This window comes from Parajatrophihabitans canadensis (assembly GCF_053764775.1).
Window position 1 is genome coordinate 3,815,067 of sequence record NZ_CM132445.1, and the last position, 20,105, is coordinate 3,835,171.

The window sequence follows — 20,105 nt, forward strand, 5'->3', positions numbered from 1 at the left end:
GGGTAGAAGAAGCTGCGGGATCAGTCGGTGCGACCCTTGGCCCGTCGACCGAGCGCGATGGAGATATCTCGATCGGCGTCTCGCTTGGCCATGTCCTGACGCTTGTCGTAGGACTTCTTGCCGCGAGCCAACGCCAGTTCGACCTTCACCTTGCCCCCCGTGAAATACATCGACAGCGGGACGAGCGTGAGCCCTGATTCCTTTGTCTTACCGATCAGGCGCAGGATTTCACCTTTGTGTAGGAGAAGTTTGCGTACTCGCCGTGGCGTGTGGTTCGTCCACGAACCCATCTCGTATTCCGGGATATGGACGCCATGCAGGTACACCTCGCCGTCATCGATAGTGGCGAAACCGTCGACCAGAGAGGCCCTGCCTTGGCGTAGTGCCTTGACCTCGGTACCCATCAGCACGACGCCGCATTCGAACTCGTCCACGATCGTGTAGTCGTGACGAGCCTTCTTGTTCTGGGCGATCAGCTTGTAGCCATCGCCCTTGTGCACGCCGCCAGACTTGGTCTTGGACGAGCCCGATGAACGCGTTGCGGTTGCCATAACTGCCAAACTACAGTCGGACGGCAAGCCGCAGCGTTGCCCAAGCGGTCAGGGCCGCCAGCACTACACCGGCGATGATGCCGACGCCGCCGGCGACGATGATGTCGTTGCCGTTCAAACCTGGCAGCACGTTCGCCTGAACCTGATCGTGAAACACGTGATCGAGGATGTACACCTTGCCGAACCAGTCGAGTATCAGGGCGATGACACCACCGGCAAGGGCCGCGATCACCGCCTCGATGATGAACGGTAGCTGGGTCATCAGCCGTGAGGCACCGACCAGGCGCATGATGCCAGTCTCGTTACGGCGCTGCGCGGCAGCGACCTGGATCGTGTTCGTCATCTGAATAATTGCGCAAACACCGACAATCAAGGCCAAGATCCGCGCGGCCCACCTCGCTGAATCGAACAGATTAAGCACGATCTTCAGGCTCTGGTCCTGATTTTGAACAACATCCACCCCTGGTTGGGTGGCGTACTTCTGCTCGATGAGGGGGTAGTCCTTCTTGAGGTCGTTGAGTTTCAGCAGAAACGATGCAGGAAAAGACCCGGGGCCGGCTTCGTCCACCGTTGCTGCCCCGAGGAGTTCTTTCGCGCGCTGGGTCGCCGCCGCCTCGGTGATGTATTCGAAGCTCTTGACGGCCGGATCGCTGCTCAGCTTGGCCTGCACGGCCGCGCGCTGGACGTCAGTGACCTTGCTCTTACAGGGCGAACCCGCGCTGTCTTTGGAAATGTCGGTACACAGGTACACCGAAACGTTGATCTTGTCTTTGTAGAGATCTTCGAATTTGCTGATCTCTTTGCTCAACAAGAACGCGCCACCGAGGAATGCCAGCGAGATTCCGGTAGACAGCACCAGGGCAACCGTCATGCTGACGTTGCGCCGCAATCCGGTTGCTACGCCTGACATGAGGAAACTTGCGCGCATGATGTCCTAACTTCGCTTCGATATTTCGGTCCGGCACGAACCCGCGCTGATTCTCAGCGCGGTACGGTTCGCGTCATTGCAGTTGCTCTGGTCAGCGGCCGATGCCGTACACGCCGCGGTTCTGATCACGGATGATGTGGCCGAGGTCGAGTTCGACCACCCTGCGGCGCATAGCGTCGACGATGTTGTTGTCGTGGGTGGCCATTACAACGGTGGTGCCCTTGCGATTGATCCGCTCCAGCAAACCCATGATGCCCTGACTGGTGTCGGGGTCGAGGTTTCCGGTGGGTTCGTCGGCGAGCAATACCAGCGGGCGATTCACGAAGGCGCGAGCGATCGCCACCCGCTGTTGCTCACCACCGGACAGTTCGTTGGGGTAGCGGTGGGCCTTACCGTCGAGCCCAACCATCTCCAAGACTTCGGGAACTGAACGCTTGATCGCCCGCTGCGATTTGTTGATCACTTCGAGCGCGAACGCGACGTTTTCGAACACAGTCTTCTTGGGAAGCAGCCGAAAATCCTGAAACACGCAACCAATCCCCCGGCGTAGCTCGGGAACCTTACGTCCGGGAAGCTTGGCAATGTCCTTGCCGTTGACGATGACATTGCCTTTGGTGGGCGTGTCTTCGCGCAGCAGCAGCCGCAGCACGCTGGATTTGCCAGACCCCGAAGCGCCGATCAGGAAGACGAACTCGCCCTTGTCGATGTCAAGGGTCACGCCGTCCAGTGCGGGACGGGTGCTGGCCGGGTAGATCTTGGTCACGTTCTGCAGCGCAATCACGGAAATCGATCCTACCTGCCAGTATTCCGATGCCCGATATGCCCGCGTTTCGCCGCGCCGGGGCGTCGGAGCCAGCGTGCAATCGGGAGATCGGCCTAGGTGGCAGGCGTCCTCAGGCTTAGCTGCTGCTCTCGGCCGATCGCCGCCAGCGGATTCCGGCCTCGATGAAGTCGTCTATATCGCCGTCGAGCACCGCAGTAGGATTGCCGACTTCATACTCGGTTCGTAGGTCCTTCACCATCTGATACGGATGCAGCACGTAGGACCGCATCTGGTTGCCCCAGGACGTGCCGCCATCCTTCAGGGCGTTCATCTTGGCTTGTTCCTCCTCGCGGCGCCGTTCGAGCAGCTTGGCCTGCAACACGGCCATCGCCGACGCGCGGTTCTGGATCTGGCTGCGTTCGTTCTGGCAACTGACGACGATGCCGGTCGGCAAGTGAGTGATGCGCACCGCGGAGTCGGTCGTGTTGACGCCTTGGCCACCGGGACCAGAGGATCGATAGACATCGACCCGCAGGTCATCGTCGTTGATATCGACGTGATCAGATTGCTCGACGACCGGAAGCACTTCAACACCGGCGAAGCTCGTCTGGCGACGGCCCTGGTTGTCGAAGGGGCTGATCCTTACCAGCCGGTGGGTGCCTTGCTCCACCGACAGGGTGCCGTACGCAAAGGGAGCCTTGACCTGAAAGGTCGCCGACTTGATGCCGGCCTCTTCGGCGTAGGACGTGTCAAGGACGTCGACCGGGTAGTTGTGCCGCTCTGCCCAGCGCGTGTACATGCGCAGCAACATCTCGGCGAAGTCCGCAGCGTCGACGCCTCCAGCTTCAGACCGGATCGTCACCAGGGCCTGGCGTGAGTCGTATTCGCCATTGAGCAGCGTTTGTACCTCGAGTTCGTCGACCAGCTTCTTGAGCTTGGGCAGCTCGGCCTCGACCTCTGTCCTCGTTTCGGTCGAATCCTCAGCGGAGTCTTCGTCGCTGGCCATTTCCCACAGCAGGCTTGCGTCGTCAAGGCGGCCGCGAAGCTCCTCGACGCGCCGGATTTGACCCTGGACGTGGCTCAGCGCGGAGTTCACCTTCTGAGCGTGTTCCTGATCGTTCCACAGCTCGGGGTCGGCCGCCTGGGCCTCCAGAGCCTCGAGCTGGCCTCGTAATTTCGGCAGGTCGAGGACACTCTCGATGCTGGCCAAGGTCGCTGAGAGTTCCTTCAATTCTGCGGGTACGTCAGTCACAACCGTTCAGGGTACTGGCAACCGAAGTCGGTCAACCGTGTCAGCCGCTCGCGCGGCGCGAGGTGAGGTTGACGAGCTGCCTACTGCTTGCCCGAAACCCGGCCTGCCTCGTCCGCGTTATTCGCTTCGGCTGCCTTTTGGGGCTCGGCTGCCTTTTGGGGCTCGGCTGCCTTGGCCACGGGCTTGGCTTTGGACTCCGACGATTCCTCGACCGGATCAGGCAGCACCGCTGCCGGAACTGTGCCGGACAGCGTGCCGAGCATCTGGCGGACGTTGGTCAGCTGCGCGTTGATGCTGTCGCGCCGCTGTGACGCCGCAGCAAGCTGGCGGTCAGATTCGGCGCGTACCCGATCGGCGTGCGCCGTTGCCTCGGCGACGATCTGCTCGGCCTTTTGCTGCGCCTCGGCGAGCAGGGTGGCCGACTTGCGACTTGCCTCGGCCGCGGTACGGTCGCCCTCGGTCTTGAGGTTGGCTACGTGCTGCTGAGCCGTCTTCAGCTGCTGCTCGCTCAGCGCGGTGCGTTCACGGAAGTCCGCCTCGGCCTTCTGGCGCCGGCTGGCCAGCGTCTGCTCGAAGTCGGCGGCAGCCTGAGCTGCGGTAGCGCGCTGCTTCTCATAAACCGCTTCGGCTTCCTCTCGCCGAGTCGTCGCCTGGCGGTCGGCCTCGTCCAGCAGCTGATCGGCGGTCCGCTTGGCCTCTTCGACGATTCTGGCGGCCTCCCGCTCGGCGGCGGTGCGAGTGTCGGTGGCGTACGTGTCGGCCTCTGAGCGGACCCGGACTGTCGAGGTGCTCAGCTCGTCGAACCTTCGCTTGGCGTCGACTTCGGCCTTCTGCCGGATTTCCGTTGCCTCTTCGTCCGCGAGAGAGAGGATCTTGCCGATGCGCTCGCCGAGATTGGAGAAGGTGGGCGCCGCGGGGGCGGCAGCCTGGGAGGCCGCGCGTTGCGCCTCCGCTTGCTTGCGGGTCGCGGCCTCTGCCGTGGCCGTCAGCTCGTCGACCCTGCGCGCGAGGGTCGCGGCTTGCTGCTGCGCGGACTGCGTGGCTGCGGCCAGCTCGGCCACCTTCCGGTCGACCTCGGTCTGGTCATAGCCGCGCATGACGGTGCGGAAGGAAGGAGAGTTTTCGCTCATTCGGATCTCATCATCTCGTCGAGTAGGAAGGGATGTCGGTCAGGTTCCGGTTCGGACGGTGTGGCCTCAGCTATTTCCGGTGCGGACGGTGCGGACGGTTCGGACGGTGCGGCCTCAGCTATTTCTGGTGCGGACGGTGCGGACGGTTCGGACGGTGCGGCATCGGGCAGCCTGCGGTCACCGAGCACTGGTGGGTGCGCGTCACGCCCTTGTTTCGACTCTGCAGCGTCTGTCGGCACTGCAGGTGGCGAGGCTACCCCCGATGGGCCAGCAGTCGGGGTGCGGTTGTTCGCTTCGTCGACGGCGAGCGCTTCGATGACGCCGGACAGGTTGCCCAGCTCGCTGGTGATCGCCTTACGACGCCTGGTCAGGTCGTCGATCTCAGCCCGTGCTTCGGCGAGCGCGGTCCGAGCCGCCGCGCGCAGTCCGTCCGCCTCGGCTCGCGCCTGCGTTACGAGGGTGGTCGCCTCCTCGCGGGCGCTGCGGCGCAGCTCCGCCGCCTCGCGTTGGGTACGGGTCAGTTCTTCGGCGACCTGCTCGCGGACCGCCCTGGCGCCCGACTCGGCCTCGGCAAGGCGCCGATCCGCTCGGTCGAACAGCCGTTTGGCGGATTCCTCGGCCTCATCGGTAACCGTCTGAGCCCGTTCGTTGGCCTGCTCCCGAATCTGGATCGCGTCGGATTTCGAGCGGTCCAGTTGAGCCGCAGCCTCGGCCCGCAACGCCGCAGCTTCCTGCTCGGCTTCCAGCAGCCGATCGCGAAGCCGTTGGGTGGCCCGCTCCAGAATCGCGCCGGACCGGGCCCGGCTTGCCCTGATGATTGCCGCGGCCTGGGCATGGGCGGTTGCGGCGGTGCGTTGGGCCTCGACGGCAGAGGCCTGCCGGAGTTTGTCGAGTGCGTCCTGGGTCCAGGCGGTTTGCTCGGCGGCAGCGGCAAGCTCCTGGTCGGCCTGAATACGCGCCTGTTCGACGAGTTCGGCGGCGGCCCGTTCACCTTGACCGATGTGCTGACGGGCCGTTACCTCGGCCGCATCGAGTAGTTGCTGACGCTGAGCAATCAACGCTTTGGCTGACTCCTCCGCCTGCGCCTGGATTGCGGTGGCCCGGAGCTTGGCCGCTGCTTCGAGCTGCTCCAGTTCGGTTTCCAAAGAAGCTCGTCGTCGTTGCTGCTCGGCGCCTTCGCGGCGTTTGGCTTCGACGAGCTCGGCGTCGTACTGGGTGCGGACCTCCTGGGCCGCTCGCTGCGCTGCCGCCATGACTTCATCGGCCTGCTCGCGCAGCGCCCGCGATGCGGCGCGGGCAGCGTCGGTTACCTCTCGCGCCTCGGCTTCGGCCTCGGCTCGTACCTGCTCGGCCGCGCGTTCGGCAGATCCGGCGATGAGAATCGCCTGGTGGGTCGCGTCGCCGATCAGCGATTGCGCCTCATCGTGGGCTTCGCTCAGTTGCTCGGTGGCGGCGGCAAGCTTCTTGCGTGCTGCTGCCAGGGCTTCCGCGGCCTCGTCACGCAGTTTCGGAAGCTCGCCCCGGATGGTCTCGGCGTCGACCCGGGCTTGGCTGACAATCTGTTGGGACTGAGCCAGCGCCTGGCCATCGTCGGCTGTCTTGGGCGCAGCAGAGACCGCCCCGCCGTCGTTTTTCTGCGCAGCCGCGTCCGGGTGCATACCTCATGCTTTCAGACGTGCCCCGGTCGACGCCAGACGGCTGGTCAAGAGGGCGCTTCCGAAGGCTGATCGAGGCGGCTCGTTCAGCCGCTCTCCAGTCGTCCGCCAGTCGTCCGCCAGTCGCCTGCGCGCACGATTCTGCTCAGCGTGTGACGATGAGGCAGTGGCAGCTCCGCCGACCGGCAACTATGAGCAGTGGGACGTGATCGTGGTGGGCGCCGGGCCAGCTGGCTGCGCGAGCGCTGCCGCGGTTCTGAAGTTCGGGCCCGGTTTGCGGGTGCTGGTGCTGGATCGGGCCGATTTCCCGCGGGACAAGGCCTGTGGCGACGGCATTGCCCACGAGGTGAGGCAGACACTGGCCGACCTCGACTTCGATACGGCGGCGGTATTTGCCGACGCGCCGCCCATCGACCGGCTGGCCTTGCGGTCGCCGGCCGGTATTGAGGTGAACCGCCAGATGCGGCAGCAGGTGCACGTCATTCGGCGCGAGATCTTCGACGCCAGGCTCGTTGCCGACGTCCGAGCTCGAGGTGTCACGGTCCGGCGTCACGAGGTGCGGTCGTTGCGGAGCGAGCCTGGCGCGATTGTGATCGACGGGTCGCTGCGCGCCACGGTGGTCATCGGCGCAGACGGCGCCGAGTCCGTGGTCCGCCGCGCGGTCGGTGTTGCCGCGGCGCCGCGAGAACGGGTGGCCTTCGCCATCCGCGGCTACGCGCCTGAGCTCGCTAACCAGCACGGTGCACAGGTCATCGTGATGACGACTCAGCGCTGGCCCGCGTATGCCTGGAGTTTTCCGCTCGGCGACGGTCACGCCAACGTCGGCTACGGAGAGCTGCTCGGCTCACGGCCGTTGAACCGGACGGGCATGTTGAGTCGGATGGCGGAGTTGCTGCCGGGTTTGGATCCGAAGCCGAGCAGGTTGCGGGCGCATCGGTTGCCGCTGTCGTCCGGGCGTCCTCGGATCGCGGCTGGCCCGGTGTTGCTGGTCGGCGATGCTCAGTCGCTCATCAATCCCTTTACCGGCGAAGGGATCTTCTACGCCGTGACGTCTGGCGCCCTTGCTGGCCAGGCCGCGACCGCTGGCGTTCTTGACGATCAGGTTGATGCCGGCGTTGCCTATCGGGCGCTCAGCCGCGACCGGCTGGGCAGGCACTTTCTGCATACCTCGGCCCTGGCGCGCCTCGGACGGTGGCCAGGCCTGGTCGACGCCGGCATGCGGGCAGCTCGCGATGATCAACAAGTCTTCGATGAACTCGTGCGCTTTGGATTGGCTGATGGGCTGCTCACGCCTCGGATCATCCGGCGCCTTCGGTTCGCCGACGCCAAACGCTGACCAGCCGTTGGCTGAGATGTCAGTGGAAGCGGGGTTGCGCTAGTTCGTGTTCGCTCTCGAGCTTGTGGATGCGCTCGTCGTGCCCGATCTGGCGTAGTACGTCGGCACGGCTCGCATAGTGGCCGTAGTCGGCGGTGAACTCGGAGGTGAAGGGAACCGTTTCCCAGTCGGGGTTTTCTTGCACGAGATGGGCATATTCGTGTTCGGCGTGGTCTTCGAAGTCGGCGTTGAGTCGGTAGGACCAGGCAGGCTTGACAACGAACATCAGCCAGGAGACTTGGTAGTAGAGGCAAGCAATGAGTTGAGGTATCGCATAGAACTTCAGTCGATTTTCTTTGATGCCGTCGGCTGCGATCATCTCAGCGAGGATGAGCAGGTGCCATTGCTCGTTGTCCTGCTGTGCTCTGGATTCGCTAACGCGATCAAAGATTCGCCGGGCCAGGCCGGTCCGGTGGTGGGTGTGGGTGATAGCGATGTAGGCAGCGTGTTCCCAGGCCTGGTAGGGGACGCGAGCGACAAGTTCCAGCACCTTGAACTTCGACAGTGTGCGTGGCTTTCCGTAGATGAGATCCAGGCTGCGGAACAGCAGACGAGCGGGAACGCCGTACTTGCGGCGAGGCGCGTTCAAGGTCTCGCGCTGAGCTACCCGTAGTTCGTAGCGGGACAGGCGGGGCGGTGCGGCGGTGTCTGCGAGATCCGCGAGATCGGCGAGATCGGCGGTGAGCGCTAGTGGCTGGGCCATGATGGGAACCTCCGGAATGGGAACTGAGCTGGTGCTGGGTCGCGATTGCGTCTCCGGCAATAGCGTCCGCGACCGGACTCCAAAACTGGTCCAATTCGTGCGTGACCGAGCGCCGACGCGTGACCGCTTGTCTTAGCTCAGCCTGTCTTAGCTCCGCCTTCCTAAGTCCAGCCTGCCTCAGTCCAGCCTGCCTCAGTCCAGTCGGCCTTCGGCGGTCGCGCTCGCGTGCTGCTCGAAGCCATCCGCATGGCCGATCAGACCGCCGAACGCCACCTTCGCCGTGGAACTGCACTTGACCTTGACTGTGTCGCTGTCAGCGCCAAGCTCGCCGACTGCGCTGATCTGCACTCGAGACGATTCCGTTGACAGGTAGGTATCAATCGCATCCTGAACGCTGAGCAGAGGCAACGTTGAGTCCAGACCGCGGTCACGAACCAACTGACCGTTGACCGCGTTAGAAGCCGCGACCGCCGCACCATCACACAGACTCTGCAGGTTCCGCTGTTTGTTGAACACGTCGCTCGCCAGAACCGCGCCGCTGACGAACATGAACGCGATGACGTAGAACCCCAGAACGAGCGGGACGATCGACCCTCGATCATCTGACGACATCACCCGGGATGCACGGGCCAGCGCTGCGCGGATCACCCTTGCGGTCACGTTGCTGACCGGAATTCATCCATGTGCACAACGTATTTGCCAATCTCGGTGACGCCGCGACCACCCACAATCGTAGGCACGGCAGGCAGTTGCTGATGCCGGATCACACAGACCGCGAACTCGGCGCCAGCCGAAAAGTCCGGCGCGATCGCGGCGTCCTCGCAGCCCGCCGCTGCTGCTACATAACGCACCTCAACGTCACTTGGCGCGAAGCCTTGAGCCCGCAGGGCAATCGTCAGGGCTGCATTTTCGCGCGCCGGACGCTCCGAGTCATGGTCAGCGGTGGCGATGGCGCGGCCGATGTCGCGCGCAGCATTGGTGACCGCTAGCCTTCCGCGCTGCACCGTCGCCACCACAACAAGCAGATACACCATCGGTATTAGCACTACGACCGCGACGAACACGAATTCCACAATTGCGTTACCCCGCTCGGCATCCTCAATCAGAATTCCGCGACGTGTATCGCGCCTCATGGCCGCTCCCGCAAGGACTGACCGGAAACGTCAATCGATACCAGTGCCCCGACGGGCAAGAAGATCGATCTGATATCACCGCGACAGGTGACCTTTGCGGTGTCGACACCAGTAGCTGGATCGGTGATCGCACTGCCAACACAAGGGATCCGACGAGCCAAACCAGGGCTGAGCGCCTCGGTAATCAAATCGCTGGCTCGAGGACCGCCCGCGCTCGGATCGACTCCGGAGTCAGCGCCGTAACGCGCACCGTCAGAAGCGGCGGCTGACACCACCGACCGGACGTACAGCAGTGCGGCCACCTGCAGCACACCGAAGAGCATGAATATCAGCAATACCGAGACCATCACGAATTCGGCCACCGCAGCGCCACGATCCCCCTGCGGGCGTGCCCGCCGCCGGGCGCGAACGATCGGCTCGGCACCGGTGACGAGTTGGTCGCGGGGCATTAATTGGCTGCGCCCACACGACTCATGGCTTGGTTTATCGCATTAATGATCTGGGGCTTGAATACACCAAGAATCGCGACGACGAGTGCTGCGGTCATCACGGTGACCATGACCCAGCCCGGCACGTCCCCTCGCTCGTTCGCCTGCGGCCGAACCCTTTGCTGCACCGCGACATATCGAGCGCCGAACCAAGCAGCCAGCAACTGAACCATTTCTTTTCCTCCATCATTCTTTGACCGTTTATTCATTGGCAGTCATCGTCGGCACGGCGTCAGCGGGACATCGAAACGAGGGTCAACAATCCGGGATACAAGGCGAAAAGCACGGTGATCGGCAGGATCATGAACACCACCGGAATCATCATCTGCAATTCCTTCTTGCCGCCCTCTTCCAGCAGGGCGCGTTTGGACTGTTCGCGAACATCGGCCGCCTGTGCCCGCAGGACGTCCGCCAGAGGCGTGCCCCGTTCGATTGCGACCACCAGCCCTTCAACGAAGCGGCCGAAGGTCTCCAGGGTGGTCCGACCGGCGACGCTCGCCAGGGCCTTCGTCATCGGAGTACCCGCTCGAGCATCGTCCAGGGCAGCCTGAAGGTCCTTGGTGAGTTCCCCACGCGTCAGCCTGCAAACTCGCTGCATCGCATCGATCGGTGCCTCGCCGGCAAGCACGGCTAATGCGAGCAGATCGGCGACGACGGGGAACTCCGCGAGCATGGCCTGTTCGCGGCGTTCAACCAGACGGCTCAGCCACCAGTCTCGAGAGAGCACGCCGCCGGCACCGCCGACCAGGCCGGCACCGCCGACCAGGACCGGATCGATACCACCCCGTGCAAGTGTCGCCATCGCTACCAGCATCGCGGAGCCAGCTACACCGCAGGCACCCCACACCACTTGCTCGACACGGAATTCTTCAACACTGGTCTCGATTCCCAGCCCTCCCAGTCGCCTTCGCACCGAATCTGATCCCCCGACGAGGCGATCGAGCCATCGGACGGCATCTTGCACCGCCGGACCAAACACCCTGCGAAGTGATGCAAAGGACTCGTTGGTGACTGCGGTAGAAGACAGCAGGCGTGAAGGAATGGGAGAGTCGGCAAGGTAGGGAGCGATGCGGTCGCAGAGCCGTACCCGTCGCATCGGCGGCGATCCCCGAACCGCCATCACCACGCCCGCGGCGGTCACGAGGCCGAGCGCCGCGCCGAACCACCAGGCCGTCACCGAAGGACCCTGGGCTCGTGCGGCAACCGGCCGATGCGGACCATGATGCGATAAGCCAGCACGCACACGGCGGCGCCGACGGCGAGCAGGATGGTCCCGCCCGAGGAGTTGAAGGCTTGTAGCGTCGTCGACTGGGTACCGAGCATCAAGAGCACAAGCCATGGGGCCGCAACCGCGAGGCGTGCAGCGTTGACGGTCCAGCCCTGGCGGGTCTCCAACTCCGATCGCGTCCGGGCGTCAACTCGCAACAGTTCGGACAGCGTCCGCAACACAGTGCCGAGGTCGCTGCCGCCAACTTCACGCGCAACGCGGAGCGTTTCACAAATTCGGTCGCCGACAGGATCGGCAAGATCTGCTTTCAAGGCATCCAGGCAGTCTGCGAACCGCCCGCTTGCACGGTAGGTAGCCCCGAAACGGCCGAAGGCTGGGCGCAGCAACTCGGGCCCGCGCGAGGCCAGCCCGGCAACCCCCTCCGGCAGTGACATCCCTGCTCGGACGGCCGATGCGAGGTTGTCGATCGCCTCTGGCCACAGTTCGCGAAGCGCAACCTGCCGGCGTTGCCGCATCCGAGTGATCACAACCAGCGGACCGAAGAATGCGAAGGTGGCGAAGCACACGGCCACGGCCAGGGTCGCAGTCAGCAATTGCACCGTGACCAAGGCAAGCAGGGCCGACAAGATCTGCATCATCAGCAGTTGGTGGGACCGAACGCCGTCGATTCCGGCCTGTTTGATGAGTTCGTTGCGGCGAGCACTCCAACCGGCTCGCCGGGTCGAGCGCTGCGGCGCGCGTGGCCCGCTGCGCCAGATCAACAGAGCGCCGAGTCCGGCAACCAGGCCGATAAAGGCGCCCATCTCAGCTTCCGGTCCGATCAAGGGCGTCCGAACCCAGCAACTCAGCCAGATCGAAGCCACATGCGGTGTAATGATCTTGGTGAGGTGGGTAGCCGTCGGAGCGTCTCAGGCGTCCCTCGCGGAGCGCGAAAATCTCCGAGGTCTCGATGACGTCGCCCTCAGTCCTTCCGGTCACCGCAACGATCTCGCGAACCCGTCGCTGGCCCTTCTGATCGGTACCAAGGTGAAGGACCAAATCGATCGAAGCGGCGACGGTGGGTACGACGAACGCCGCGCTTACGTTCTCGCCGGCGAGCAGTGGCAGGGTGCACATCTTGAGCAGAGCTTCGGGAGCTGCTTCAATTGTATGTGCAGGAATCCGGCAGGCTTACCGGGGTCCAGCGGCACTGTCAGAGTCTGGCGCTATGCCGTCACGGCCGTCACTCTGAACCCGGGCCCCCTTCCGGTTTAGGCTTACGTCAACAGGTGAAAAGGGTCAGCATGACGTCAGGGTGTCATTGCGTCACTGGATCGGACCCTGCCGACAACCGCGCCGAGCTGGTCACGTTCGAGCCGCTCGCTGGCGACCAGCGCAAGCGCCAGACTGCGGAGCTGGCCAGGGGCAGCCATGGATAACAAGCTGGCGGCCTCAGTCTCGCCGTGGGCGAAGTACGCGGCACGGATGCACTCGGGTGATAGCCACTCCGGAACGCCGCCCCAGCCACGCTTAGCGGACATGGCGCGATAGTAGCGGGCTCACCCGTAACCGCATCGGGGGCAAGGCTGGCCTTCGCTTGGGACCACGCTCTGGGGTTGGTAACCGTGTGTTGGGCCCAGCGTCTCAAGCGAACGGCGGATATGCCATTGCAGGACCCGTTCGAGGTCCTGCTCCAGCGAGGTATTACTGACGAAAGGCTCCCCGTTCTGGTCCGTGAACGGGGCGCTGGCCTTCACGCGGACCTCTACCGGATCGGTTACTTCTACTGTGACGGTTAGCCGGAAGCTGTATCTGTGCTCGGCGTCAGGTGGGTTGCTCACTTGCCCATCATCTGGCTTTGCTCTGGCAGAACGCTGGAGGCCACGCGGTCCAGCAGTGGCGGCGGTCTGCGCTAAAGGCCGCCAATCCAGACGGCCGATGAGTGGCTGGCGCGCATCTTCGTCAGCGAAGCGGCACTAACCGAATACCTCGCCACGCGCACGGTCTGGGCGAATCCGAGCCCCGGATAGGATGGCTAGCCCAGCGTCTGAGGTTCGACAAGCGTGGTGCGGGTCGGGTCATACCATGCCTGCGAGAAGGCCTTCACCCAACTCAAACTTGGATAGGGCGTCACCTGTGCCAGGTAACCACCTTGATTGAACAGGCCAAACAGGAAGATGGTGGCGCGGCGTAAACCGGCTAGTGCTTGTTCAAGATCATTCCACGCGAATTCGACCGCTTGTCTATCCCGATGTGCAATTCGCTTGTTAACCCATTGCTTTGCGACAGCCTGATCCTTCACCAGCTCGTCGATCTGGGCCTGAACTCGATCCGCTGATAGCGGTTGGTCGAGCGTGTCTGCATAGTTCAGCCAACCGTGCCCCGTTGCCCAGTCCTCCACCCTGTTGAAGCCGCAGGACTCGATCGTAAAATCGGCGGCGTGCAGGTTAACGCGACGAAGCACGCTCCCGATCGTCGTTCGAGAGTCACTCGCCTCTGCCTGGCGTCGAATACCTATCGCCAGCGTCGAGCTGTATGTCGTCTGCAGGTAGTAGTTGACCATTGAGTCAGCAGGGAGCTCAGGTTGGCTGGCGAACATCGCCAGCATGTTCTTCCAGACGTATCTGAGCATGTGCAGGGCGTGTATCTCGTCCAAGGCGGCGTTGAAGTCATTTCGGTAGGACTCGATATTGACGGGCATTCCAGAATCGTCGCGGTCATGTCCGCTTCACTGTCGGCACCACGCCGATCACGGACTAAGCGCCGCCCCTCGCCGATCCGTATCGGCTTGGCTCGCCGCGTTCGGCGCGCCCAACCGCGTGAGCGTGGCGCAGCCGCGACGATGAGTCATGCCTGCGACACCCAGCTGCCCGCCATGGTGCACTAACCACGATGAGACCGAGAACCGAGCTGAGCTGCCCGCCAACGAGCGCATGATCCATCACAGCCGCACTATCGCGCCGATAGTCCCTGTTGATCTTGGTCTGTTCGCTATCGACTACCCCGGCACTGGTGAGCGACTCGGGCCGCGCGTTCTTCTCGAAGGCCAGCCGTTGACCGCCCACCAAGCGCGCGAGCTTGCGGCGGCGCTGATGGAGCTGGCCGGAGTGATTGAAGGCTGACGCGGGGTGTCATGTCGACGACCGCCGCTCGGCATACCGCAGCAAAAACGAGCGCCATGACCGGTCGTTTCCGGCTAAGTCGCGTCGGTTCTCAACTGGCGCGGCGGCGCGTCGAGTTTGAAGGACGGGCAGCCGCCTGCGTTGCACTCTTCGTCGGGATCGGCCGGGTCGTGCTCGAACTCGTAGTGAAAGCAGACGTAGTGCATCCCCTCAAACACGTCGTATCGGTCTGCGTTGACCCTGACCGGCCGCCCACAACGCTTGCAGGGCGGCGCTTCGCTCGCAGTTGGCACACCCTCATCTTGCCGGGACGACAGTCGCTATGTCGCGCTCATGGGCAGATGAGTGCGTCGGAACGATCACGTCAGCGGCATGTCCGTGCATCGGGACAACGCGCCCATGGACAATCCAAGCGTGGAAATATCTGACCGGCTTACTAGGTGGATCGTTGCTGAGTTCGCTTCCGGTTCAGCAGACGAGGTGATCGACGCCCTGCGCGCGCTTTCGCCAGTGCAGGTCGGCGGGCAAGATCCGGAACGGGTCCTAGCGGCGTTGGTCGTTCGGACGTCTGGCCGATGGGATCGATTCGCGGACAACCGTGCACTGCTCGATCAGGATTGGCGGGATGTCCTCGTCCGGGCCGACCTCGCCGATGAGGACTGGCCGGACCGCCTGGATGCGATCCTCGGCGCGACGTAGTACTCACACGACCAGCGGCATGAGCGGACGTTCGCAGAGTTGACCGGCGATACTCGTCGGATGCAGATTGACTTTCCGGCGGACTATGACAATTTCAGAGCCGAAGTCGTCGCCGATCAGGCGGTGGATAGTCAGGGTCTCTACGAGGTGTGGTGGGCTGCGAACAGCAGATACCCAGACTTGGCGCTCAGTGCTCGCCTTGCCATCGCTGAAGCCGTCGTTCGTGACTTGATTCGCGACGGTCGGGTCTCTCTGGTGAGGGGTCGGTGGATCGGCCCGAGGCACGAGCGTGAACCGATCGACGATCCTGAAGCCGTGCTGCGCCAGTGGTCGGCATGGGTGCCACAGCCGGACGAAGCGGTTGTTTGGCTGGCCGACGCCTAATCGCTCATCGGCAGATCAGTACCAGTGAACGAGCGTCATCGCGGCATGAGCGGACGTTCGCAGAGTTGACCGGCGATACTCGTCGGATGCAGATTGACTTTCCGGCGGACTATGACAATTTCAGAGCCGAAGTCGTCGCCGATCAGGCGGTGGATAGTCAGGGTCTCTACGAGGTGTGGTGGGCTGCGAACAGCAGATACCCAGACTTGGCGCTCAGTGCTCGCCTTGCCATCGCTGAAGCCGTCGTTCGTGACTTGATTCGCGACGGTCGGGTCTCTCTGGTGAGGGGTCGGTGGATCGGCCCGAGGCACGAGCGTGAACCGATCGACGATCCTGAAGCCGTGCTGCGCCAGTGGTCGGCATGGGTGCCACAGCCGGACGAAGCGGTTGTTTGGCTGGCCGACGCCTAATCCGCTCATCGGCATGTGCGGACGTTGGTGGAATCAGCCTTCCCCGCTGGGCGGATGGCTGAGTCAGTCTGCGCACGGCCAAGTCGATCTTTGCTCGATGCGCGCCGTATCTGGAAAGACAACCCTAAACCTAAAGTTGAAGGGGAGAGATTTTTTGCGCGATAGGTCTCCGACTGAAGATGCGGGCTCAGGAAAAAATGGGCGGCGTTTCTCCCGGTCAGTGGGCGGCTGCTGTTTACGGCGGTTCAGTGGGCGGCCGCTGCGGTTGGCCTCACCATCGCCGCGACGGCGGCGCGGTCGGCTCCCGCTGGGTGTCGCCGCAGTCGACATGTTCGAGGTGGCTCAACACTTCGCCGTCGTCTCGATCATCGAGCACGGTAACGACTCGGGCCACCTCGCCGGGCTGGACGGGGCGGCGGCATTTGCGGCACTGACGCGCTATCGATTCGCCAGTCATCCCGCACTCCAAATCCACAAGGGCGGCAATGGATCGAGATTAACCTTTGGTGCATGGGGCATTCCAGCATCCGCGCGCAGTGTAGCCGAGTCGGCGGAGAACCGTGCGGACGGCCAGGACTCAATGCAGTTCGATGTGAAGCCGAGTAGTTGACCGCTCGTGATGACGCGGTGACCATCTCGATACGCGGCGCGTTCAGCGCCGACAATCGGTCTGATGTAGTTGTAGCGCAGCCGTTCGGCGTCGCGCGTTTCGACGGACACCCGAAGTCCGTCGGGGGTGTCATCCAAAGCAACTACCTTTCCGAGACTCTCGCGATGATCGTCGTCTACTAGAAGGAGCTTTGATCGGCTGGCGGTCAACGAGCCGCGGGCGTAGCAAATGCCCCCCAAACTTGGCTCATCGCCCACCCGATGAAACGGAATCATCACTTTGTAGATCATGCTGGCCGCCTTTGGTTCCGTGCGCGATGCGTAACGGGGTAGCTCGCGGTCACTGCGGCGTCGAGTCCGGGCGGATCGGGCGGACTGGACCGTTCAGCTCCGCCTGACTCAATATCGGCTTCATATTCGAGCCATTCGAGTTCCTTCGGGAAGCTGCGCGGGTTGCGTGCGCGGTATCGCATTCGCGGGTTGACCAGCCATTCGTATAACGAAGACGCCGCTGCCCACTCCGGACGCATGTCGTCGGCGTCGCGCCACGGTCGACGACTCTTGCTGTCGCGAGCTTTTTCGTACAGGTCTCTCATCGTGTCGCGGATCTGATCGGTCCCACGGTCCACGCTGGCGACCAGATCGGGGTGAGCCTGTGGGTAACCGCGGACACGACCATCTGCCCACGCTGCATAAACCTCGGCCCGTTGGGCCTCGACGAACGCCGCGGGAATGACGAGCTTTAAATGATTGAGCAACGGCCCGTCGGCGGTCGAGTCCGGTAGCGTTCCGGTCGAATCCAGCGCCGCGCTCGCAAAGTCGGCGTCGTCCCGCATCGCCGCACGAAACCCCGCGCCGCCAGGTTGCGCGGACTGAAACGCCAGAGCCGTTGTGGCGGCACGCCCTTCCGCTTCGGCGGCCGTCGAGATGAGACCAGCCAGGAGTTCATCCCACGGGCGCACGAGACCCGCCGATGGCAGACCGGGACGGTTCGCTGTCACGTTCATCACCCTAAGGGTGTCCAGAAGATCGGTCATGGTGTTTGCCCTTCTTCCTTCTCACATTGATTATTCGGATTTGTCGTCGGCTTGAGTCGCTTCTGGAACTTTGCGTTCAGCGCACTGACGCGCTCGGCTTCCTGCTTGCGGTGCCGCGCGCCATCATCGGCGATGCGCGCTCGGGTTGCCCGCATTGGCTTGCCGCTGTAGGCCATGATTCGCGTTTTGGTTTGCTTCATCGCGGCTGATGGTTCGGTTTAGGGATGGAGATCACGCCCACGCTTCCGGGCTCGGTTTCGTCGGACGACGCAGATGAATCGAACGAGGTAACACGGCACAGAATCGCGCGTTTGCCGTATGGCAGCTTTCCAACGAAAGGCGCAGCGACGAGAGAGCGTGTCTCCAGTTGTTTCCCTTCGCTGAGTTCTTGATCGTGGCGTGACTTCCGTAGGTGGCCGGGAATCCGCTGGCGCAGCTCGGCGAGCCGGATAGCCTTGCGCTGGCGTTGCTCTCCCGCGACGTTGCGCAGGATCTTCCGCGTCGGCCGCATAGGCCTGCTGGACGAAGTCATAACCAGGTTGCAATGGCGTGTGCGCGCCAGATGCGCGGCGGCGCTCATGCCGTGGCCTCCCTCGGATTTGAGTTGGCCTCGGTTTTCCACGCGGCCACGAGCTGGCCAGGGTTGCTGAAATGGCGCGCCGTGGATTCTGCGATGAGTTCCTGGGGTGTCTGGCTCGCAAGTCGTTGCTCGATGAGTTTTTTGACGGTCGCTGTGAGCTGGGGGCGGGTTGCCGGGTCGAGTCCCATCAGCACTTCATGAAGGCCTGACAACTCAGCGAAGGATTCAGGCTCGGTCCTTAGGCGGGCTTGTCGGTTGGTTTCTAAATCTTCTTTAGCAGCTTTGATGTAGTGGTCTCGCGCGGGCGGGCGCGCGCGAAGTTCACTTCTATTCGCTTTCCTTCCTTTCGTGGCGGGGTACCCCGCCACGTCTCCCGCCAGGTCTCCCGCCAGGTCTCCCGCCAGGTCTCCCGCCAGGCTCCCCGCCAGGGGGGTGGCGGGGTGTCCCGCCAGGCTCACATCGTCGGGGGTGGTGGGGTGTCCCGCCAGGGGGGCGGCGGGGTGTCCCGCCAGGTCTGCGCCTGATGGGGTGGCGGGGTGTCCCGCCAGGTTCGGCTGTGTATCGATGGCATTCGGCCACAGTTCGGGAGTGAATCGGTAGGTCGCCGTCTGGCCGTTCTTGGCTTCCCCGAGCCGTTCCCAGAGCTTCGCCCGACTGATGACCAAGAAGGCGTCACGGGCTTCAGCGCGGCTGATACCGATAGCCCGCGCGACTCCACCAGGTGACCAGCGAACCTGATTCTTGTGGTCGGCGTGTGCAGCTAGGAACTGCAGAACCAGCAACGCCCGCGCTGGACTCATAGAGCCGTAGCCGCGCCCAGTGTCCCCGCTTGGTATGAGCGCAAGGCCACGCCCCTGCAACCAAATCTCGTCCCATAGTTGGCTGATCATGACTCGCACCGGTCGCGTCGCTGGACTTCCTGCCGTTCGAGCCAAGCCATGGATTCCTGGCAATAGCGGCAGAAACCATCTCCCCCGTCGATGTGCATATGCTGGTGGATCTTTACCTGAACGGGTTGCGTTGCACGCTTGCCCGGGTCGCGTCGCCCACTCTGGCGGCTCACGAGTGCTCCCCATTGCCAGCCTCTGCCCAGGGTGTCACCATCGGTAACGCGTCTTCGGACGCGTGCTTGCTGGTACCTCGCGGTTTCTGTCTTGGCGGGCGACGGGTCGGTTCCCTTCGGCGGTTCGGCCCGTTGTCTTTCTCCGCTGCCGCTTGGGCTTCCTGCTCGGCGATGCGCTTATGTACCACTCGAATGGTTCTCGCCAGCGCGTCGTAATCCGCCTCGGTCAGTCGCTCAGAGAGTTCACTCATGACGGGGCTGCCTCGGTCGCAGTAGACGGCATCCGGCCGCCCCCGGTCATCATCTCGTCGAGGTCGCTGATATCTATCCGAACGGCACGCGTTCCTACTGGTTGGTACGCGGGCAATATTCCGTCGGCGATTCGCTGGCGAATTGTTCGCGGCGCCAGATTGCAGTAGTCGGATGCTTGCCCGACGTCAAGCCAGCGGCGAGTTCCGGCGCGCCGCGCTGCTCGTCCTTTTACCATCGTTCGTCTCCCGCTAGGAAATTGGCGCGGGAGGCTCGAACGGTTGTTGCTAGCCGGACTCTCCCGCGATGGTGATCAGAGCGGGGGCGTTGCTCGGGCCACGTGGTCCAGCGACGACTAGGCGGGCCTCGGTTAGCTCAGTGGCGACCGTCCGGCGGTCCAGGGCAGTCTCGGGCAGTGTGGCAGCGAGACCCTGCTGGTGAGTCTGCTGGGCCGTGGTGGCGGCGCGCCGGACGTCGGCGAGGACGGCCCGCGCGGCGCAGTCCTGGGCAGCCTCCAGGGCAGCCAGGGCAGCAAGCTTGCGCGTAGTGGCGGCGGCGCTGTGTACGTCCTGGATTTCTACGAAGTCCTCAAGGTGCTCGTCCCAGACCTCGACCGTTGTTCGTGCCGGTCGGCGCAGTAGGCGCGCCTCGGCTCTCGCGAGCTGGCTCGACAACTCCTGGGCGTACAGGAAGTCCTCGACCAGGGCCTCGTCCAGGAAGTCCTCGTCGGCGGAGGTGTCGGGGGTCACGTCACCAGACTGCACTGC

31 protein-coding genes are annotated in these 20,105 nt (G+C 63.5%); 7 read left to right on the top strand and 24 right to left on the bottom strand.

The annotated features are described in order from the left end of the window. Positions 1-20: 20 nt before the first annotated feature. From smpB to ACSMXN_RS18340, 6 genes are all read right to left on the bottom strand, one after another. Positions 21-551 (bottom strand): SsrA-binding protein SmpB, encoded by a 531-nt coding sequence (gene smpB, locus ACSMXN_RS18315; RefSeq protein ID WP_022913257.1) that lies wholly within the window; start codon positions 549-551, stop codon positions 21-23. Positions 552-561: 10 nt separating this feature from the next. Beyond that, a complete protein-coding gene (gene ftsX / locus ACSMXN_RS18320) occupies positions 562-1,461 on the bottom strand; it encodes a permease-like cell division protein FtsX (protein WP_022913258.1) in 900 nt (299 codons plus the stop codon). Between the two features lie 109 nt (positions 1,462-1,570). Then, positions 1,571-2,260, bottom strand: a complete 690-nt coding sequence (gene ftsE, locus ACSMXN_RS18325; protein WP_022913259.1) for a cell division ATP-binding protein FtsE — start codon at positions 2,258-2,260, stop codon at positions 1,571-1,573. Positions 2,261-2,378: 118 nt separating this feature from the next. Continuing rightward, positions 2,379-3,494, bottom strand: a complete 1,116-nt coding sequence (gene prfB / locus ACSMXN_RS18330) for a peptide chain release factor 2 (RefSeq protein ID WP_022913260.1) — start codon at positions 3,492-3,494, stop codon at positions 2,379-2,381. An 80-nt stretch (positions 3,495-3,574) separates the two neighbouring features. Then, positions 3,575-4,624: a cellulose-binding protein gene (locus ACSMXN_RS18335; RefSeq protein WP_022913261.1), complete on the bottom strand. Its 1,050-nt coding sequence runs from the start codon at positions 4,622-4,624 to the stop codon at positions 3,575-3,577. Next, on the bottom strand, positions 4,621-6,282 hold the full coding sequence (locus ACSMXN_RS18340; RefSeq protein ID WP_022913262.1) for a hypothetical protein: 1,662 nt from the start codon (positions 6,280-6,282) through the stop codon (positions 4,621-4,623). The genes ACSMXN_RS18335 and ACSMXN_RS18340 overlap by 4 nt, the downstream gene beginning before the upstream one ends. A gap of 163 nt (positions 6,283-6,445) precedes the next feature. Between ACSMXN_RS18340 and ACSMXN_RS18345 the strand changes: the two genes are divergently transcribed. Next, complete coding sequence (locus ACSMXN_RS18345) at positions 6,446-7,615, top strand: geranylgeranyl reductase family protein (protein WP_022913263.1); 1,170 nt, start codon at positions 6,446-6,448, stop codon at positions 7,613-7,615. Between the two features lie 19 nt (positions 7,616-7,634). Here ACSMXN_RS18345 and ACSMXN_RS18350 read toward each other — a convergent pair whose 3' ends face one another. From ACSMXN_RS18350 to ACSMXN_RS18395, 10 genes are all read right to left on the bottom strand, one after another. Beyond that, positions 7,635-8,357: an alternative oxidase gene (locus ACSMXN_RS18350; protein WP_022913264.1), complete on the bottom strand. Its 723-nt coding sequence runs from the start codon at positions 8,355-8,357 to the stop codon at positions 7,635-7,637. A 192-nt stretch (positions 8,358-8,549) separates the two neighbouring features. Continuing rightward, positions 8,550-9,017: a pilus assembly protein TadG-related protein gene (locus tag ACSMXN_RS18355; protein ID WP_035943728.1), complete on the bottom strand. Its 468-nt coding sequence runs from the start codon at positions 9,015-9,017 to the stop codon at positions 8,550-8,552. Next, positions 9,014-9,490, bottom strand: coding sequence for a pilus assembly protein (locus tag ACSMXN_RS18360; RefSeq protein ID WP_022913266.1), 477 nt, complete (start codon positions 9,488-9,490; stop codon positions 9,014-9,016). The genes ACSMXN_RS18355 and ACSMXN_RS18360 overlap by 4 nt, the downstream gene beginning before the upstream one ends. Further along, positions 9,487-9,939: a TadE family protein gene (locus tag ACSMXN_RS18365; protein ID WP_022913267.1), complete on the bottom strand. Its 453-nt coding sequence runs from the start codon at positions 9,937-9,939 to the stop codon at positions 9,487-9,489. The genes ACSMXN_RS18360 and ACSMXN_RS18365 overlap by 4 nt, the downstream gene beginning before the upstream one ends. Continuing rightward, complete coding sequence (locus ACSMXN_RS18370; protein ID WP_022913268.1) at positions 9,939-10,151, bottom strand: hypothetical protein; 213 nt, start codon at positions 10,149-10,151, stop codon at positions 9,939-9,941. Before ACSMXN_RS18370 ends, ACSMXN_RS18365 begins: the two co-directional genes overlap by 1 nt. A gap of 59 nt (positions 10,152-10,210) precedes the next feature. After that, positions 10,211-11,155 carry a type II secretion system F family protein gene (locus ACSMXN_RS18375; RefSeq protein ID WP_022913269.1) on the bottom strand — a complete coding sequence of 315 codons (945 nt, stop codon included), beginning with the start codon at positions 11,153-11,155 and terminating at the stop codon, positions 10,211-10,213. Then, positions 11,152-12,009 carry a type II secretion system F family protein gene (locus ACSMXN_RS18380; RefSeq protein ID WP_027139433.1) on the bottom strand — a complete coding sequence of 286 codons (858 nt, stop codon included), beginning with the start codon at positions 12,007-12,009 and terminating at the stop codon, positions 11,152-11,154. The genes ACSMXN_RS18375 and ACSMXN_RS18380 overlap by 4 nt, the downstream gene beginning before the upstream one ends. A 1-nt stretch (position 12,010) precedes the next feature. Further along, positions 12,011-12,322, bottom strand: coding sequence for a secretion system protein E (locus tag ACSMXN_RS18385; protein ID WP_022913271.1), 312 nt, complete (start codon positions 12,320-12,322; stop codon positions 12,011-12,013). Between the two features lie 173 nt (positions 12,323-12,495). Continuing rightward, complete coding sequence (locus ACSMXN_RS18390) at positions 12,496-12,726, bottom strand: hypothetical protein (protein ID WP_022913272.1); 231 nt, start codon at positions 12,724-12,726, stop codon at positions 12,496-12,498. 494 nt (positions 12,727-13,220) lie between these two features. Then, positions 13,221-13,886, bottom strand: coding sequence for an AbiU2 domain-containing protein (locus ACSMXN_RS18395; protein WP_022913274.1), 666 nt, complete (start codon positions 13,884-13,886; stop codon positions 13,221-13,223). Positions 13,887-14,034: 148 nt separating this feature from the next. Between ACSMXN_RS18395 and ACSMXN_RS18400 the strand changes: the two genes are divergently transcribed. Then, entirely contained in the window at positions 14,035-14,307 is a 273-nt protein-coding gene (locus ACSMXN_RS18400; protein WP_155958359.1) for a hypothetical protein, read from the top strand. Positions 14,308-14,381: 74 nt separating this feature from the next. Here the strand turns inward: ACSMXN_RS18400 and ACSMXN_RS18405 are convergent, their stop codons facing one another. After that, the gene (locus ACSMXN_RS18405) at positions 14,382-14,600 is read right to left on the bottom strand and encodes a hypothetical protein (RefSeq protein ID WP_455407616.1); all 219 of its coding nucleotides are present in this window, start codon (positions 14,598-14,600) and stop codon (positions 14,382-14,384) included. Positions 14,601-14,679: 79 nt separating this feature from the next. Between ACSMXN_RS18405 and ACSMXN_RS18410 the strand changes: the two genes are divergently transcribed. From ACSMXN_RS18410 to ACSMXN_RS18430, 5 genes are all read left to right on the top strand, one after another. Beyond that, positions 14,680-15,006: a hypothetical protein gene (locus ACSMXN_RS18410; protein WP_455407617.1), complete on the top strand. Its 327-nt coding sequence runs from the start codon at positions 14,680-14,682 to the stop codon at positions 15,004-15,006. A gap of 60 nt (positions 15,007-15,066) precedes the next feature. Further along, positions 15,067-15,390 carry a hypothetical protein gene (locus tag ACSMXN_RS18415; protein ID WP_455407618.1) on the top strand — a complete coding sequence of 108 codons (324 nt, stop codon included), beginning with the start codon at positions 15,067-15,069 and terminating at the stop codon, positions 15,388-15,390. Positions 15,391-15,476: 86 nt separating this feature from the next. After that, entirely contained in the window at positions 15,477-15,800 is a 324-nt protein-coding gene (locus ACSMXN_RS18420) for a hypothetical protein (protein WP_455407618.1), read from the top strand. A gap of 265 nt (positions 15,801-16,065) precedes the next feature. Further along, the gene (locus tag ACSMXN_RS18425) at positions 16,066-16,410 is read left to right on the top strand and encodes a hypothetical protein (RefSeq protein ID WP_155958409.1); all 345 of its coding nucleotides are present in this window, start codon (positions 16,066-16,068) and stop codon (positions 16,408-16,410) included. Beyond that, a complete protein-coding gene (locus ACSMXN_RS18430; RefSeq protein ID WP_022913776.1) occupies positions 16,407-16,592 on the top strand; it encodes a hypothetical protein in 186 nt (61 codons plus the stop codon). The genes ACSMXN_RS18425 and ACSMXN_RS18430 overlap by 4 nt, the downstream gene beginning before the upstream one ends. Positions 16,593-16,696: 104 nt before the next feature. On the opposite strand, the gene ACSMXN_RS18435 is transcribed toward ACSMXN_RS18430, so the two are convergent. The 7 genes from ACSMXN_RS18435 to ACSMXN_RS18465 form a co-directional block, all read right to left on the bottom strand. After that, on the bottom strand, positions 16,697-17,446 hold the full coding sequence (locus ACSMXN_RS18435; RefSeq protein WP_022913777.1) for a hypothetical protein: 750 nt from the start codon (positions 17,444-17,446) through the stop codon (positions 16,697-16,699). Further along, complete coding sequence (locus ACSMXN_RS18440; RefSeq protein ID WP_022913778.1) at positions 17,443-17,646, bottom strand: hypothetical protein; 204 nt, start codon at positions 17,644-17,646, stop codon at positions 17,443-17,445. The genes ACSMXN_RS18435 and ACSMXN_RS18440 overlap by 4 nt, the downstream gene beginning before the upstream one ends. After that, complete coding sequence (locus ACSMXN_RS18445) at positions 17,643-18,026, bottom strand: hypothetical protein (protein WP_155958410.1); 384 nt, start codon at positions 18,024-18,026, stop codon at positions 17,643-17,645. Before ACSMXN_RS18445 ends, ACSMXN_RS18440 begins: the two co-directional genes overlap by 4 nt. After that, positions 18,023-18,916, bottom strand: a complete 894-nt coding sequence (locus ACSMXN_RS18450; RefSeq protein WP_455407619.1) for a hypothetical protein — start codon at positions 18,914-18,916, stop codon at positions 18,023-18,025. Before ACSMXN_RS18450 ends, ACSMXN_RS18445 begins: the two co-directional genes overlap by 4 nt. A 169-nt stretch (positions 18,917-19,085) precedes the next feature. Further along, positions 19,086-19,340, bottom strand: coding sequence for a hypothetical protein (locus ACSMXN_RS18455; protein ID WP_022913781.1), 255 nt, complete (start codon positions 19,338-19,340; stop codon positions 19,086-19,088). Further along, entirely contained in the window at positions 19,337-19,576 is a 240-nt protein-coding gene (locus ACSMXN_RS18460; RefSeq protein ID WP_022913782.1) for a helix-turn-helix domain-containing protein, read from the bottom strand. Before ACSMXN_RS18460 ends, ACSMXN_RS18455 begins: the two co-directional genes overlap by 4 nt. Positions 19,577-19,625: 49 nt before the next feature. Next, entirely contained in the window at positions 19,626-20,087 is a 462-nt protein-coding gene (locus ACSMXN_RS18465; RefSeq protein WP_155958412.1) for a hypothetical protein, read from the bottom strand. Positions 20,088-20,105 lie beyond the last annotated feature (18 nt).

What these genes read in the sequence shown, in the direction of transcription:
- smpB (WP_022913257.1), bottom strand. Translation starts at nt 551, where the DNA reads ATGGCAACCGCAACGCGTTCATCGGGCTCGTCCAAGACCAAGTCTGGC.
- ftsX (WP_022913258.1), bottom strand. Translation starts at nt 1,461, where the DNA reads ATGTCAGGCGTAGCAACCGGATTGCGGCGCAACGTCAGCATGACGGTT.
- ACSMXN_RS18335 (WP_022913261.1), bottom strand. Translation starts at nt 4,624, where the DNA reads ATGAGCGAAAACTCTCCTTCCTTCCGCACCGTCATGCGCGGCTATGAC.
- ACSMXN_RS18340 (WP_022913262.1), bottom strand. Translation starts at nt 6,282, where the DNA reads ATGCACCCGGACGCGGCTGCGCAGAAAAACGACGGCGGGGCGGTCTCT.
- ACSMXN_RS18350 (WP_022913264.1), bottom strand. Translation starts at nt 8,357, where the DNA reads ATGGCCCAGCCACTAGCGCTCACCGCCGATCTCGCCGATCTCGCGGAT.
- ACSMXN_RS18360 (WP_022913266.1), bottom strand. Translation starts at nt 9,490, where the DNA reads ATGAGGCGCGATACACGTCGCGGAATTCTGATTGAGGATGCCGAGCGG.
- ACSMXN_RS18365 (WP_022913267.1), bottom strand. Translation starts at nt 9,939, where the DNA reads ATGCCCCGCGACCAACTCGTCACCGGTGCCGAGCCGATCGTTCGCGCC.
- ACSMXN_RS18370 (WP_022913268.1), bottom strand. Translation starts at nt 10,151, where the DNA reads ATGGTTCAGTTGCTGGCTGCTTGGTTCGGCGCTCGATATGTCGCGGTG.
- ACSMXN_RS18380 (WP_027139433.1), bottom strand. Translation starts at nt 12,009, where the DNA reads ATGGGCGCCTTTATCGGCCTGGTTGCCGGACTCGGCGCTCTGTTGATC.
- ACSMXN_RS18385 (WP_022913271.1), bottom strand. Translation starts at nt 12,322, where the DNA reads ATGTGCACCCTGCCACTGCTCGCCGGCGAGAACGTAAGCGCGGCGTTC.
- ACSMXN_RS18390 (WP_022913272.1), bottom strand. Translation starts at nt 12,726, where the DNA reads ATGTCCGCTAAGCGTGGCTGGGGCGGCGTTCCGGAGTGGCTATCACCC.
- ACSMXN_RS18395 (WP_022913274.1), bottom strand. Translation starts at nt 13,886, where the DNA reads ATGCCCGTCAATATCGAGTCCTACCGAAATGACTTCAACGCCGCCTTG.
- ACSMXN_RS18400 (WP_155958359.1), top strand. Translation starts at nt 14,035, where the DNA reads ATGCCTGCGACACCCAGCTGCCCGCCATGGTGCACTAACCACGATGAG.
- ACSMXN_RS18410 (WP_455407617.1), top strand. Translation starts at nt 14,680, where the DNA reads ATGTCCGTGCATCGGGACAACGCGCCCATGGACAATCCAAGCGTGGAA.
- ACSMXN_RS18415 (WP_455407618.1), top strand. Translation starts at nt 15,067, where the DNA reads ATGCAGATTGACTTTCCGGCGGACTATGACAATTTCAGAGCCGAAGTC.
- ACSMXN_RS18420 (WP_455407618.1), top strand. Translation starts at nt 15,477, where the DNA reads ATGCAGATTGACTTTCCGGCGGACTATGACAATTTCAGAGCCGAAGTC.
- ACSMXN_RS18435 (WP_022913777.1), bottom strand. Translation starts at nt 17,446, where the DNA reads ATGACCGATCTTCTGGACACCCTTAGGGTGATGAACGTGACAGCGAAC.
- ACSMXN_RS18440 (WP_022913778.1), bottom strand. Translation starts at nt 17,646, where the DNA reads ATGAAGCAAACCAAAACGCGAATCATGGCCTACAGCGGCAAGCCAATG.
- ACSMXN_RS18445 (WP_155958410.1), bottom strand. Translation starts at nt 18,026, where the DNA reads ATGAGCGCCGCCGCGCATCTGGCGCGCACACGCCATTGCAACCTGGTT.
- ACSMXN_RS18450 (WP_455407619.1), bottom strand. Translation starts at nt 18,916, where the DNA reads ATGATCAGCCAACTATGGGACGAGATTTGGTTGCAGGGGCGTGGCCTT.
- ACSMXN_RS18455 (WP_022913781.1), bottom strand. Translation starts at nt 19,340, where the DNA reads ATGAGTGAACTCTCTGAGCGACTGACCGAGGCGGATTACGACGCGCTG.
- ACSMXN_RS18460 (WP_022913782.1), bottom strand. Translation starts at nt 19,576, where the DNA reads ATGGTAAAAGGACGAGCAGCGCGGCGCGCCGGAACTCGCCGCTGGCTT.